Here is a 14748-nt window from a genome sequence, read left to right on the forward strand (position 1 = left end):
GGGGCAGCTCGGGAACGAGCTGCCCCGCCTTTATTTTTCCGCTGCTTCTCGGGTTCTTTTCACCTTGAGATTGACAATCAAGCCACCGGCCAACAATTGTTAGCGGTCTGAGACATCCGTCACAGAGGATATGGGTGTCTCAGTAATACCACCAAGAAATGACCACCAAAGATACTTTGAAATAACCGCTCAGGGGGACCAAATGTATTTGACCAACCGTCGGCGACTCGCCGGGCGGATCGTTGCCATTATTGCGGCCGTAAGCCTCATAGCGGCTTGCGGTAATGATTCCGATGACAACGCCCAGGAAACGACCACAACCACCGCCGCCGGTGGCGACGACTCGACTACAACCACCGAAGCGGAAGACGACTTAGAAATCACCTATGGCGGCACCTTAACGGTTGGTCTCGAGGCAGAAACCAATAGCTGGTTACCATCGGTGGCTTCGGTGGCGAACGCCGGACCCCTAATCGCATTTGCGGTTTACGACCCCATCGCAGCCCGCGGCGCAGACGGTGAGATCCACCCTTACTTGGCCGAAAGCATTGAACACAACGATGACTTAACCGAATGGACGATCACCCTACGAGAAGGCATTAAATTTCACGACGGGACTGATCTCACCAGCGAAGTTATAAAGAAGAACTTTGATAACTACCTAAACGCTGAAGGTGCCCGTTCCGCCGCCGATGCAGCCCTCATTGAAGAAATTCGCATCGACGATCCCCTGACTTACACCTATGTGTTAAAGCAAGGTAATGCCGCCTTTATCGACTTGCTAACGGCCCGAATGGGCTGGCCATTCTCAAACGAAGCGTGTGAAGAATGGGGCGACGCTTGCGGCGATCACCCCGTTGGAACCGGCCCATTCGTGTTTGAGAGCTGGAACCGCGACGCCGAATTGAAGGTAGTTCGCAACGAAAACTATTGGCGCAAAGACGAAGCCGGTAACCAGCTTCCCTACCTAGATGCCATCGTCTTCCGACCAATCCCCGATGAAGACACTCGCTTCCAAGCGGTGCGCGCTGGCGACAACATGGTCGGCCAAACGCTACGCCAAACCATCGTCCGCCAGGCCATCTTGGCGGCTGATTCCGGGGAAATTAATAATCTCGTTAACATCGGCAATAACGGGACCAACGCCATCTTCAACACCTTGGTTCCACCAATGGATGACACGAGAGTACGGTTGGGTTTGGCACATGCTGTCGAGCAGTCTTCCTTGATAGCCGTGTTGGGTGGCGAAGGCATCACCCCCGACCAAACACAGTTCTTTAGCCCGGATTCACCTTGGTATTCATCAGAGGTGGCCGATGCATATCCGAAGTATGATCCTGAAAAGGCGCGGGAACTGCTGGACGAATACGTAAATGATCCCAGTCGTTCCGACGGTAAGGCACCGGGTAGTCCGATTTCACTGGAGTTCCAGTGCCCACCAGACCCAACGCTAAGTGCGCTCACTCAGGGATACCAGCAATTCTGGTCAGAGGTGGGTGTTGAAACGCATCTTAACCAGGTCGATCAAGCGCAACTGATTACAAACGTGGTTGGTTCGGCCGACCAAAACCCGCCGTATCTCGGTAATTATATGATCAGCTGTTATCGACTCGGTTCTCAGGACGATCCGTACACCGCATTCCGTGGCCAATTCGGGGATGTCAGTACTCAGCTGGCGAACTCCACCAACTACACCAGCGACAACATTGACGCTCAAATAGAAGTTCTACGGACTTCAACTGATTTCTCAGAGCGCTATGCGGCCGTGGAATCAATGATGATGGAGTTCACCGAGCAGATGCCTTTGGTATGGACCGGAGGTACCGCTACGGCGCTGTTCTCAAACCTCAAGGTACATGGCCTGGATGGTTGGTACACGCCCGAAGGTGTAGCTGGAATTGGCATGACTCAGGGTTACACGAATCTGGTACAAACCTGGATTGAAAAATAGCCATATCCGCAGGTAGTTAACCTAAATGCTGTTGTGGAGGCACTCCAAACTTGGGTGCCTCCACTTTATTTTTGTCTAAAACGTCTAAACCGTTACGACAGAAGCACCGCTGCTCAGGTTGACAATGTGTCCGATAGCGACAAATGTCACTGCCTGGAGTTACGTCACCCGTAACGCCTACCACCAATTGAAACACTCACGTTTCGTGAGCAATGGCCCATATGGGAGATCAAGTGAAATTGCTTTACCGTCGTCGCGTAGCGGGGAAGCTCGCTGCCGTACTCGCGGCCATAAGCCTGGTTGCAGCGTGCGGAAGCGACAACAACAATTCAAGCGGCAGCTCTACCACCGCGCCCGAATCATCCACCAGCACAGTTGCGGTTGATGAACCCGAAGAGGTTGAGGAAGTAACCATCGGTGGCCGTCTGATTGTGGGCCTCGAAGCTGAGACCAACAACTGGAGCCCAGCGCTTGGCTCTCTTAACACCTTCGTGGCTCGTACCTTCTTCGATCCCATCGCTATTCGGGGTGGCGACGGAGAAATCTACCCGTATCTTGCTGAAGACATTCAGGCCAATGAAGACCTTTCGGAGTGGACGGTTACGCTTCGCGAAGGTGTGAAGTTCCACGATGGAACTGACCTTGACGCCAACGCCATCAAGGCCAACTTCGACAACTACCTTGCCGCCGATGGTGCCCGCTCTGCCGGTGACGCTTCACAGGTTAAAGAACTTCGTGTCGATGATGAGCTCACCTACACCTACGTCCTTGAAGAAGGTAACGCTGCGTTCGTAGACCTTCTGACCGGGCGTATGGGCTATCCGTTCTCGAACGAAGCCTGCGAAGAATGGGGAGAGTCGTGTGGCGACCACCCAGTTGGCACCGGACCGTTCGTCTTTGAATCATGGAGCCGCGACGCCGAGCTAAAGGTAGTAAAGAACGAGGATTACTGGCGTGTCGATGAAAATGGCATCCAACTGCCCTATCTCGACGAAGTAATCTTCCGACCAATTCCCGACGAAGACACCCGTTTCCAAGCTGTACGTTCTGGTGACATTCAAGTTGGCGTAACCCTTCGTCAAACGGTGGTCCGCCAAGCCATGGCAGCGGAAGAGTCTGGTGAGATCAACAACCTGGTAACCATTGGCAACAACGGTGGTGCCGCGATTATGAACACCATGCGTCCACCCGTCGACGATCTGCGAGTGCGTCAAGCACTGGCCTACGCCATCGATCAAGCTTCACTGGTCGCGGTCTTGGGTGGCGAGGGAATCACCCCCAACCAAACCCAATTCTTCAGTCCCGACTCGCCTTGGTTCTCACAAGCCGTAGCCGATGTATTCCCCGACAATGATCCTGACAAGGCACGGGAACTACTCGATGATTACATGAATGACCCCGAGCGCTCTGACGGCAAGGCTGCTGGCGAACCGGTCACCATCGATTTTGCGTGCCCTCCAGACCCAACCTTGATTCAGCTGTCTCAAGGCTTCCAAGCGTTCTGGGGTGACGTGGGAATTGTGACCAACGTGTCACAAGTCGACCAAGCTATCCACATCACCAACGCTGTCGGCTCAGCCGATCAGAACCCGCCATTCCTTGGCAACTACATGGTGAACTGCTGGCGTCTAGGCGATGAGGCCGACCCATACACCACCTTGCGTGGCCAATATGGCAACCCCGCTACCGAACCTGCCAACGTGACCAACTACTTCACACCCACCCTGCATGAAAACATGGAGAAACTTGGCACCAGTTCTGACTTTGCCAGCCGGTATGAAGCTGTTGAGGCCATGATGATGGAATTCGCCGAAGAAGTACCACAGCTTTGGCTCGGTGGTACTGCTAACGCCATGTTCTCAACCAAGAAGGTTCATAACCTCGACGGTTGGACCATCCCCGGCAACATCCGTGGTGCCGGAATGGTGGCTGCATACACCTTCCTAACGGAAACTTGGCTCGAGAAATAGCGCTTAATCTGGCGTGATTTACAAGCAGTAAAAATCGGGGTGGCAACCGCTCTAGCGGTACCACCCCGATTCTATATGTAGTGGTCTATTAGCAGTTTTTGCCGTTCACCACGAAAAAGTGCATTAAAGGTTCGAGCTGGCTTGTTGACACACTGTCACGGGCACTACTGTGCCTTTTATTGTGGCGCTAGTCACAATGACGTCTTGGTCGCCGCTTTCAAACTTTGGGGGCGACGAAACCATAACTTTGTAAGTATTGCTGGCCTTTGCGCCCAAACCGTTCCCGGGGGAACACGCTCATGCTGACTCTGATCGGAAGGAAATTACTTGGCTTAGTCCCAGTGATTCTTGCCGTTTCATTCATCGCCTTCATCTTGATGGCGCTTCTTCCGGGTAACCCCGCTCTGCTAAAAGCGGGTGCCGATGCAACCCCAGAAGTGATCGCCAAAATTGAAGAGGAACTGGGGCTAAATGACCCTCTTCCTGTGCGTTACTTCAACTGGATCACCGATGCGGCACAAGGCGACTTAGGTCGTTCTTTCCTATCGAATCAGCCAGTCACCGAAGCCATTACCGAGCGGCTGCCGGTAACCTTCCAGCTGATGGTCATGTCTTTGACCTTGGGCATGCTGGTCAGTATCCCCTTAGGAACCTTTGTGGCTTACAAACAAGGTTCAACCGTTGACCGCATCGTAACGGCGGTCACCTTCGGGTTACTTTCGGTGCCTAACTTTGTTTTGGCCCTGTTCTTTATCATCGTCTTTGCGGTGGAATTAGGTTGGTTCCCCGCAACCAGTTGGGTGTATTTCACTGAAGACCCAATCGGTAGTTTGCGAGCAGGTTTCCTTCCAGCCATGAGTATGGCCATTGGTAACATCGCCGTGCTTACCCGCTTGTTGCGCACCGACATGATCTCAACGCTGCAAGAAGACTACGTGATGATGGCCAAGGCCAAGGGCCTGCCAACTAGCACCATCTTGTTCCGACATGCGCTTCGACCCTCATCATTCTCACTCATGACGGTTATCGGTCTTCAGGTAGCGGCCTTGTTGTCGGGTGCTTTGATCATCGAACAAATCTTCGCTCTGCCGGGCATCGGCCGTTTGCTCATTCAGTCGATCATGAACCGTGACTTCGTCATGGTGCAGGGCATCGTGTTGTTGATGTCGGTGGTTTACGTCTTCGTCAACTTCGCTATCGACATCATGTACTCATTCTTAGACCCCCGCATCCGCTACGGATCGTCGCGAGCCAACGCATAAGGTCACCCAGAGATCAAAATGGAAAACACAAACACAAACCCCATTGACGACGACATGCCGCCAGCATCACTTGGTGTGTCCAGCGTGAGCGCCACCATCGCAACTGAAGAAACCCTCTCCGGTTTCGACGCCGAGGTTGCCTACAAGAAAAAAGGCAAAGCGGGCCCACTTTTCTACATCAGCTTGGTGTGGGTGGGGCTAGTGCTTTTCGCTGCTATCTTCGCTGACTTGTTGCCGATTCCCGACCCTAACAAGCAGGATTACTCAGCTTTGAACGTAGGGCCCTTCACCGACGGCTACTTCTTGGGTGCCGATACCTTGGGTCGCGACATTTTCTCTCGATTGATACATGGGGCTCGAGTCTCGGTAACCATCTCGGTTGCCGCCGTAGCTGCTGGAACCATTGTTGGCGGGGCCCTAGGCCTAATTGCTGGTTATCTACGCCGCTGGATTGATGGCTCGATCATGTTCGTGGTGAACGTGCTACTGGCCTTCCCTGGTCTGGTACTGTTGCTAACTTTGGTGGCCTTCGTGGGACAGAACCTACTCGCGGTCACCGCAGCGGTGGCGTTCTTGTCGATTCCCACCTACACCCGAGTGGCAAGGGCTACCACTTTGGCGGTCTCTCAACGTGAGTTTGTGCTGGCAGCTAAAGCCACTGGTGCCAAAAACACCCGAGTCTTGTTGAAGGAAATCGCTCCGAACGTATTGATGCCAGTACTAGCTTTCGGCCTGATTGCTTTGGGTACCGTCATTATTCTGGAAGGTTCCCTGGCGTTCCTCGGTCTCTCAGTACAGCCACCACAAGCTACCTGGGGCTCAATGATTAACGAGGGCCGTAGCAAGATCGGTGCTGGTATCTACCACCTCACCATCACGCCCGCCCTGGTGTTGTTCTTCACGGTGTTCTCGCTTAACTACGTGGGTGACTCGCTCCGCAACATGTACGACGTGCGAGAAGCCCAGCTGTAGCACGCAGCAACTTAATCACCTTGCGATCTGCAAGGCCTTAGCTCCCTTGGGGGGATATCCGGAGGGGTTAGCTGAAATGGCTAGCCCCTCCGCACATTTTTGGCACCGTTGCGTCTTCGCGCATTCAGATTAAACCCGGTTACACCTAAGCTCGATGTATTGATGATCTATTGGTGGGTAACGGTGGGCCAAAAGTTAACGGTAGACCCCGCGGCCGGCGTCGGAGACTCCGGTAATCCGGCTGAGTAGCTCGCGCAACATAGAGGCGGTAGCGCCCCAAATCGTGTCACCCTCGATTTCAAAAAATGAGAGTGGACGGGTGAGGCCGTTGATTGACCACAACTCTTCGTGAAAGACACCGTCGCTAAGAAGCTCGGCGATTGGAACGGCGCGAATCTCATCCACCTCGGTGGGTTGAGCTTGCAGGTTCGGAAGCTCTGCCACAATACCCACGAATGGGAAAATCTTGGCGTTTGAAGAAAACGTTGAAAGCTCATCAAGGCGACCAACCACCTCGACCGCTTCGGGCACCAAACCTACTTCTTCGTGTGCTTCACGCAACGCGGTGGCCACTAAATCACGGTCGGTGTCGTCGACGCGGCCACCCGGAAAACTGATCTCACCCTTATGGGTCCGAAGGTCCCATGATCGGCGGGTGAGGACGATATGTGGACTGTGGTGCTCGGCGAACATGGCGGCCAAGACCGCCGAGGAACGTACCCCGCTGGCTGGATCAGGATGAATGGAGTGCAACACCGTCGGGTCGGGTTCAGCTAACGCGTTTTTGATGTCGCTAAGGGTTGGATCACGATCGGAAGATGCAAGCTTGGCCCAGGGAGCAGGTTGTCCGGGCTGCCACGTGGTTGGCCTGGGGATTAGCTGTGGCCCGCCTCGAGCCGTCAGCGGGGTTCGCGGCCGTACCAAATCAGCAGTTGTTTCTAAAGCGCCTTCAATTGAAATGTGTACACGCTCAGAGGCAGGCAAACCTAAGCACTCTCCCTCATTGATTCCCCAGCCCAGTGTACCGGCTGGCAAAAAATAAGGGGCCAGCTCCAATGAGCTGGCCCCTCAAATCGTGCTTAGACGATGATGGTTACATCATGCCGCCCATGCCGCCCATGTCGGGCATTGGCATAGCGCCGCCCTCTTCGGGCTTATCGGCGATAAGTGCTTCAGTTGTAAGCAACAAGGCCGCGATGGAAGCCGCATTTTGCAGCGCAGCGCGGGTCACCTTGGCCGGGTCGATAACACCGTCTTTCAAAAGGTCGGTGAATTCGCCGGTGCTGGCGTTGAAACCAACCGGGCCAGATTCTTTTTGAATCCGCTCGACGATTACGGCCCCTTCGAGGCCAGCATTGTCGGCAATGTTACGAGCCGGAGCTTCGAGCGCACGCCAAACCGCACGAGCACCAGTAGCTTCGTCGCCTTCAAGGGTGGCGGCAATCGACTCTACGGCCTCACGTGAGCGCAACAGAGCAGTACCACCACCAGAAACGATGCCTTCTTCGATAGCAGCACGAGTGGCTGAGAGGGCATCTTCAATACGATGCTTCTTCTCTTTTAGCTCGACCTCGGTAGCAGCACCGACCTTAACTACAGCCACACCACCAGAGAGCTTGGCGAGACGCTCTTGCAGCTTCTCACGATCCCAGTCTGAATCAGTGTCGTCGATCTCACGCTTGATTTGGGCAACGCGACCGTTAACTTCATCAGCGGTCCCGGCACCTTCCACAATGGTGGTTTCATCCTTGGTGATTACCACCTTGCGAGCCCGACCCAAAAGGTCGAGAGTGGTGCTGTCGAGCTTCAGGCCAACTTCTTCTGAAATTACCTGGCCGCCGGTAAGAACCGCCATGTCTTGAAGCATGGCCTTGCGACGCTCACCGAAACCTGGGGCCTTAACAGCCACGGAAGCAAAGGTGCCACGAATCTTGTTTACTACCAAGGTTGCGAGGGCTTCACCTTCAACGTCTTCAGCAATAATGAGTAGTGGGTTGCCAGCTTGCATGACCTTCTCTAGCACCGGCACTAGCTCTTGAACCGAACCGATCTTGCCGCTTGATAGCAAGATGTAGGGGTTCTCAAGCACTGCCTCTTGCCGCTCAGGGTCGGTGACGAAATAGGGCGAGAGATAGCCCTTGTCGAACTGCATACCCTCAACAAAATCAAGATCCATGCCGAAGGTTTGCGACTCTTCAACGGTTACCACACCGTCTTTGCCAACCTTGTCGATGGCTTGGGCCAAAACTTCACCGATTTCGGTGTCGTTGTTGGCTGAGATGGCCGCAACTTGGGCCACCTCGGAGGAATCATCAATTTCTTTGGCCTGGCTAGCAATAGCTTCAACAGCCGCCTTAACAGCTGCTTCGATGCCTCGCTTCAAGCCCATGGGGTTCGCGCCAGCGGCTACGTTACGCAGACCTTCACGGATAAGGGCCTGAGCCAATACCGTGGCAGTGGTGGTTCCGTCACCAGCAATGTCGTTAGTCTTGGTCGCAACTTCTTTAACCAGCTGGGCGCCCATGTTCTCGAATGGATCTTCGAGTTCAATTTCACGGGCTACCGAGACACCGTCTTTGGTGATGGTCGGGGCACCGAATTTCTTGTCGAGAACTACGTTACGGCCTTTAGGGCCAAGGGTAACCTTCACCGCATCGGCGAGCTGGTTAACACCACTTTCAAGAGCGCGGCGGCCCTCTTCGTCAAACTTAAGAATCTTAGCCATTTTGCTCCTTACTTGACGATGGCCAACACATCACGGGCGTTGAGAACTAATAGTTCTTCGCCATCGATTGAAACTTCGGTACCGCCATACTTTGAGTACAAGACGGTGTCTCCCACAGAGATGTCCATGGGCAAACGATCGTTGTCATCGCCAAATCGGCCTGGGCCGACGGCTAGAACTTCGCCTTGTTGTGGCTTTTCTTGCGCTGTGTCGGGGATAACCAATCCACTAGCGGTTTTTTCCTCTGATGGACCAGGCTTTACAACAATCCGGTCTTCGAGGGGCTGCAATTTCATCAAACGCCTCCATTAGGGCACTTAGCAGTCTCACCTTGCGACTGCTAACGATAGACGCTTGACATACAATTAGCAAACAGCCCTGGCGACTGCTAACGAATTTTAGCTACCTGCCGAGCCGAAAAACCCAGCTCAGCGCTTTCGCCACTAACGACGACCCTAGCGCGGCTATCCAAACTTTTTAGGTCACCACCAGCCGCAAGTTAGGTTCAGCCCCGACATCTAGTCCAGATGGACCATCAATCAAGTAGCGGTGCCAGCCAGCCGCAGCCACCATGGCAGCGTTATCGGTGCACATTTCGCGGCTTGGAAGATAGGCCTGCAAGCCCTCCTCCACACACACCGAAAGCAACCGCTCACGCAACCATGAGTTGGCGGCCACACCGCCAGCTAAACAGAGGGCCTTTGCACCTACCTCGACCGCTGCGCGACGCGCTTTGGTGACCAATAGGTCAACAACTGCTTCTTGAAAAGCAGCCGCCACGTCTTCAGTTGCTACCTCGGGGTTCTTCCGCACGTAGTTGACGACCGATGTCTTCAAGCCACTGAAAGAAAAAACGTTGCCATCGTTTAACATCGGTCGTGGGAATTTCACAATCGAGGCGTCACCCTCGCCCGCCAGTTTGTCAATAACGGGACCACCTGGATAACCCAAACCCAAGTAGCGGGAGACTTTGTCGAAAGCTTCGCCCGCAGCATCATCCTGGGTTTCACCCAACAGCGAATAGCTACCATCTTCTTGCCAATGCACCAACATAGTGTGGCCACCTGAAACCAATAGCACCACCGCTGGCAACTCAAAGTCGGGTTCGTCTAGAAACGCGGCGTGCATATGGGCTTCAAGATGATTAACCCCCACAAAAGGGACATCCCAAACCATAGCTAAGGCCTTTGCCGAGCTGACCCCAACCAACAGCGCCCCTACCAACCCTGGCCCCATGGTGGCTGCCACCAAGTCAATATCTTTGGCCTCAACCCCTGCTGACAACATGGCTTCGGCAATTACCGGGGTGATTAACTCGACATGGGCCCGGCTGGCTATTTCGGGCACTACCCCACCGAAACGAGCGTGTAGATCAACTTGGCTTGATACCACCGACGACAACACTTCGCGACCACCACGTACCACCGCTGCCGCGGTTTCATCACAGGAAGTTTCGATACCTAGAACCACCAGTTCCCGGCCACTCATACTGCCAACCTCTCAAACTCGGTACCCACACGGTCGACTCGCACCACGTCGCCCAAGGAACGCTCAATATCTTCTAGTTTTGCTTCGTATTCAACCGTATCCACGTCGTTAGCCCACATGATCAAGGCGTCTTCTCCGGTGGCTTGGTAATAGCCTTTGCGGATACCAGCATCTTCAAATCCGAATCGTCGATACAGCGCCTGGGCACCAACATTGGCCACCCGCGCTTCTAAGGTTAGGTGTTTGGCGCCGTGGTCGATGGCTGTTTTCACCAGCACCAAGAACACCCTAATTCCCACGCCTTGACGCTGATATTGCGGATCGACAGCCACCGTAGTCACATGGCCATCCTCGGCGGCGAACATCAAACCGGCGTAGCCCACCACGGCCTCATCGGTGCGGGCCACCAAATAGATGCGGCGGTCTTCAGGCATCGCCAATTCACGTCGATAAAGCTGATACGACCATGGCCTTGGGTAAACCTTTTCTTCAATCTCAAGCACAGCTTTAAGATGCCGGCGTCGCATCGGCGAAACTCGAAGCGATCGAAGGGCCCGGGCCGTGTTCATTTGCCTTCTCGAGTGGTCCAATTAATCTCGGCGTCGGGTAAACGCAGGTAGAGCGGTTCAAGCTCCCAAGGATTAACCCAGTCTTCCCGCATGGCACGAGCATGGGCCAAGCGCACCAAGGCGGTAGCACGCGGGTAGGCCAAGCCTTCTTTAACCACCTCAACCTTTGAAACTTGGTCCAAGATTTCTCGGTATCTTATAGCCCCGTCGCCCACCGCCAGGCACTCTTCTCCACGGGCCTGCAGCTCGCCGGCTAGATCATCAGGTGAAGTCACAATAGGCTCTGTCAAGCGCTGAATTCCGCCCGGCACCTGGCGATACAGAGCGTAATAAACCTCGGACCGCCGTGCGTCGATCACAGCCGCGATGAGCTTCGGTGAAAAACGCACCGGAAACGCCACTAAATCGAGGCTGCTAATACCAATCATGGGCACCCGCAGAGCGAAAGCAATAGCTTTTGCCGAGGCAATGCCAACCCGAAGACCGGTGAAAAGTCCGGGCCCGATGTCAACGGCCACCACGCTGATTTCATCTAGGTCAATTCGAGCTTGGCGGCGAATAAAATCGATGGCGGGCGTGAGAGTTTCGGCATGGCGTTGACCTCGCGACGAATGCGCCGAAGCCAGCACCCCTTCATTCCCGCCAATCGCGGCTCCCACCTGGACAGTAGCGGTATCAATTCCCAAGATGAGCACTACTGGTCTCCTTCAACAATCCAAGGTGCTAATGCCGCCACATAATTCGGCTGGCGTTTCTGCCAATCCAAACCGGTAAACCGTAGGCTGATGTGGCGCTCATCGTCGTCGTCACCCAAACGCAATTCGATTTCTAAGACCGCTAAGGGCAACTCGGTTCGAATGGCATCGCCCCATTCGATCACTGTTACTGATGAGCGATCGTCGATTAATTCGGCTAAGCCAACATCGAACACTTCGAGGTTGGAATCGAATCGATAAACATCTAGGTGATGAAGCATTAAGCGGCCCTGATATTGCCGAGCCAACGTAAAGGTGGGACTGGTAATAGGGTCGGTAATGCCAAGGGCCCGACCAAAGCCCTGGGTGAAGGTAGTTTTACCAGCGCCCAAGTCGCCCGCTAGTAAAATAACGTCACCGCCTTCGGCCAATTCGGCCAACACAGCCGCCGCCTCTTGAGTTTGGGTAGCCGAAGCGGTGCGAAGCAAAATCACTGAGAACCGTTCCCTAACTAGCGACTGTAAACACGTACAAGGATGGCTTTTATGTTATCCGCCGAAGAGCCCTGGTCATCGCTTAGCGAGCGAACGAACTGCTTCCGCCACCACCGTGGCGGCCAGTTCTCGGACCGCCGCGACACCTACAGGCACAGTGCCAGTGGCTGCCGCTACGAAGGCGTCACCGTCAGACGCTGTGTGCACGGGCGCTAACGAGCGTGCCAAACCATCGTGAGCACTTTGGGCCACCAGATGGCACTCGGCCTTGGTGAGCTTGGCATTGGTGACCACCGCACCGATAGTGGTGTTCCCAAACGGAAGTTTAGGTGTGTCCTCCAGCCAACCAGCGGCTTCTAAATCTGTAACGTCAACCCCAGCGCTGGCCCCCTCAAGTGGGTCACCCAAAGCATTGACGGCCACCAAAGACGCCACGACCAAATCACCATGTTTACGAACCGAGCCAACCAATCCACCCGGCCGCGCTGCCGTCCAGCCTCGCCATTTACCAATGGTGGCACCAGTACCTGCACCGACCGATCCAAGCTGCACCGGACCAACGTTGGCGTTAAGCGACGCTTGGTAGCCTGACTCGGCGTTGGGCCGTATCGACGCATCGCCGACAGCTAGATCAAAAAGGCTTAGAGCGACCACGATCGGTACCCGAGCCACGACCACCGGAAAGCCGCGCCCGCTTTCTTCTAGATATCGCACCACCCCATCAGCCGAGGCCAACCCAAAAGCGGAACCGCCGCTTAAAACGATCGCATCAACGTTCGCCACCGTCCGCAGCGGGTCAAGTAAGGCGAACTCGCGGGTGGCGGGTGCCCCACCTCGGACTTCTCCTGAGGCCACGGTTCCTTCAGGCAGAATGATAACGGTGCAGCCAGTACGGGCTTCTTCATCGGTCCAATGGCCGACTTGGACACCTTCTATCTCGGTAATCATCGCGGACCTTCAGCCTTGATCAACGTGAGCGCCCACCCTGATAGCGACGAACCACTCGGTTTCCGAACCCGCACATCACCTCATAGGGAATGGTGTCTAGCCAGCGTGCCCAATCTTCTAGGGTAATCTGCGCTGAATCTTGATGTCCCAGCAGTACCACTTCGTCACCCGCGAAAACCTCATCATCACCACAATCGACCATCAATTGGTCCATGGTGATATTGGCAATAATCGGACGCGGCCGACCGTTTATTAGTACGTAACCACCCGCCCGACTAAGCGAACGTCTAACACCATCGGCGTAGCCAACCGGAACCGTGGCCACGTTAGTATCGCGGTCACAAATGTAATTCAGACCATAGGAAATACCTTCTCCGGCCTTAACCCTCTTGGTGTAGGAAACCTGAGAACGAAGGCCCATAGTCGGTCGCAGGTCGAACCGCGACGTCGACTCGACCAACGGTGAAACCCCGTAGGTACCTATACCAGCCCTTACCATGTCGAAATGGCTTTGGGGATGTGCTAACGCCCCAGCCGTATTGGCCGCATGGCGAAGCGGCGGAGTGATGCCATTGGTTTCTAATTCCCGTAGCACATCGCTATACCGCTCCAATTGCACTTTGGTGAAGGGATGGTCGGTTTGGTCGGCCACGGCTAAGTGGGTCCAAACACCTTCTAGGTTCAAATTAGGGGCCGCCATAATGGCCTTGGCCCGCACCAGCGCTTCGCTCGGCTCAACCCCAACTCTGCGCATGCCGGTGTCTACCTTTAGGTGCACATCTAGATGATGGCGTTCTCCATGAGCGATTTTTTGGGCCGCGGACACCCCTTCTCGGGAGTACAAGGTAACCCTAAGGTCATATTGTGCCGCCTTGGTGAGAGCCCCGTAGCTCGGTTCACTCAACACCAAGATGGGAACGGCCAGGCCCGCTTTGCGCAGCGTCACGCCTTCTTCAACATGTGCTACGGCAAGCCATTTGGCACCCGCGTCCACCGCCACGGAAGCCACTGGCACCGCACCATGACCATAGGCATCGGCCTTTACCACCACACAAAGCGCGGCTGGCGCAACCAAACCTTTAAGTTCTCGTACGTTGTGAGCAATGGCGCCTAGATCAACGTCAAGCCAAGTTGTTGGCATCTTTAGGAATATCCTTCATGCCAAAGTGGTGTTTCTTTGCGCCGCCTTTGGCTAATAAATTTCTGAAAACCTTATTCGTCGGCCAGCATGCCACGCAGCAGGTCGCTACGCGACACTATGCCCACCAGCGCCCCGGCGTCTACCACTGGTAACCGGGCCACACGCCGGTCGTGCATCAAAGTTGCGGCTTCACCCACGGTGGCGGAAACATCAACAGTCACCGCTGGCTTGCTCATTACCTGTTCCACCCGAGAGCTCAGCGCTTTAGCCAGGTCGTCATCGAAACCGCGTTGCTTAAACTCGAAAGAGCCGGCCAGAAACGAAATTACAGTGGGAAAATGCAGGCGGCTCTCTTTCACTATCAAATCACCGCTTGAGATCACACCCACTACCGCACCGGACTCGTCTAGAACCGGGGCACCGTTAATGTTGTGTTCCACCAAAGCGCGCATAACAGACCCAACATCTTCGCCTACTTCGAAGCTCACCACATTGGTGTTCATTACTTCTCGCACTGGGGTTTGCGCTGCCAT

Annotated in this window: 14 protein-coding genes; 4 read left to right on the forward strand and 10 right to left on the reverse strand. The window is 54.7% G+C overall.

The features are described from left to right. The first annotated feature begins 202 nt into the window (after positions 1–202). The 4 genes from WC184_11945 to WC184_11960 all read left to right on the forward strand — a co-directional run bounded on the left by WC184_11945 (position 203) and on the right by WC184_11960 (position 6155). Positions 203–1951, forward strand: a complete 1749-nt coding sequence (locus tag WC184_11945; protein MFA7478578.1) for an ABC transporter substrate-binding protein — start codon at positions 203–205, stop codon at positions 1949–1951. A gap of 233 nt (positions 1952–2184) precedes the next feature. After that, the gene (locus WC184_11950) at positions 2185–3921 is read left to right on the forward strand and encodes an ABC transporter substrate-binding protein (GenBank protein MFA7478579.1); all 1737 of its coding nucleotides are present in this window, start codon (positions 2185–2187) and stop codon (positions 3919–3921) included. A gap of 299 nt (positions 3922–4220) precedes the next feature. Continuing rightward, complete coding sequence (locus tag WC184_11955) at positions 4221–5183, forward strand: ABC transporter permease (protein ID MFA7478580.1); 963 nt, start codon at positions 4221–4223, stop codon at positions 5181–5183. A gap of 18 nt (positions 5184–5201) precedes the next feature. Then, a complete protein-coding gene (locus tag WC184_11960; GenBank protein MFA7478581.1) occupies positions 5202–6155 on the forward strand; it encodes an ABC transporter permease in 954 nt (317 codons plus the stop codon). Between the two features lie 195 nt (positions 6156–6350). Here WC184_11960 and WC184_11965 read toward each other — a convergent pair whose 3' ends face one another. From WC184_11965 to WC184_12010, 10 genes are all read right to left on the reverse strand, one after another. Then, a complete protein-coding gene (locus WC184_11965) occupies positions 6351–7139 on the reverse strand; it encodes a CoA pyrophosphatase (protein MFA7478582.1) in 789 nt (262 codons plus the stop codon). A 109-nt stretch (positions 7140–7248) separates the two neighbouring features. Beyond that, positions 7249–8880: a chaperonin GroEL gene (gene groL / locus WC184_11970; GenBank protein MFA7478583.1), complete on the reverse strand. Its 1632-nt coding sequence runs from the start codon at positions 8878–8880 to the stop codon at positions 7249–7251. 8 nt (positions 8881–8888) lie between these two features. Then, positions 8889–9176: a co-chaperone GroES gene (groES, locus tag WC184_11975; GenBank protein MFA7478584.1), complete on the reverse strand. Its 288-nt coding sequence runs from the start codon at positions 9174–9176 to the stop codon at positions 8889–8891. Between the two features lie 181 nt (positions 9177–9357). Next, complete coding sequence (gene tsaD, locus WC184_11980) at positions 9358–10368, reverse strand: tRNA (adenosine(37)-N6)-threonylcarbamoyltransferase complex transferase subunit TsaD (GenBank protein MFA7478585.1); 1011 nt, start codon at positions 10366–10368, stop codon at positions 9358–9360. Continuing rightward, entirely contained in the window at positions 10365–10937 is a 573-nt protein-coding gene (rimI, locus tag WC184_11985) for a ribosomal protein S18-alanine N-acetyltransferase (protein ID MFA7478586.1), read from the reverse strand. Before rimI ends, tsaD begins: the two co-directional genes overlap by 4 nt. After that, positions 10934–11632 carry a tRNA (adenosine(37)-N6)-threonylcarbamoyltransferase complex dimerization subunit type 1 TsaB gene (gene tsaB / locus WC184_11990; protein ID MFA7478587.1) on the reverse strand — a complete coding sequence of 233 codons (699 nt, stop codon included), beginning with the start codon at positions 11630–11632 and terminating at the stop codon, positions 10934–10936. Before tsaB ends, rimI begins: the two co-directional genes overlap by 4 nt. After that, the gene (gene tsaE / locus WC184_11995) at positions 11632–12126 is read right to left on the reverse strand and encodes a tRNA (adenosine(37)-N6)-threonylcarbamoyltransferase complex ATPase subunit type 1 TsaE (protein MFA7478588.1); all 495 of its coding nucleotides are present in this window, start codon (positions 12124–12126) and stop codon (positions 11632–11634) included. Before tsaE ends, tsaB begins: the two co-directional genes overlap by 1 nt. A 75-nt stretch (positions 12127–12201) precedes the next feature. Further along, entirely contained in the window at positions 12202–13074 is an 873-nt protein-coding gene (locus tag WC184_12000) for a P1 family peptidase (GenBank protein ID MFA7478589.1), read from the reverse strand. A 19-nt stretch (positions 13075–13093) separates the two neighbouring features. Next, positions 13094–14215, reverse strand: a complete 1122-nt coding sequence (alr, locus tag WC184_12005) for an alanine racemase (protein MFA7478590.1) — start codon at positions 14213–14215, stop codon at positions 13094–13096. 71 nt (positions 14216–14286) lie between these two features. Then, positions 14287–14748, reverse strand: a complete 462-nt coding sequence (locus tag WC184_12010) for a CBS domain-containing protein (protein ID MFA7478591.1) — start codon at positions 14746–14748, stop codon at positions 14287–14289.

The organism is Acidimicrobiia bacterium, from assembly GCA_041676705.1.
GTDB lineage: Bacteria > Actinomycetota > Acidimicrobiia > Acidimicrobiales > SKKL01 > Actinomarinicola.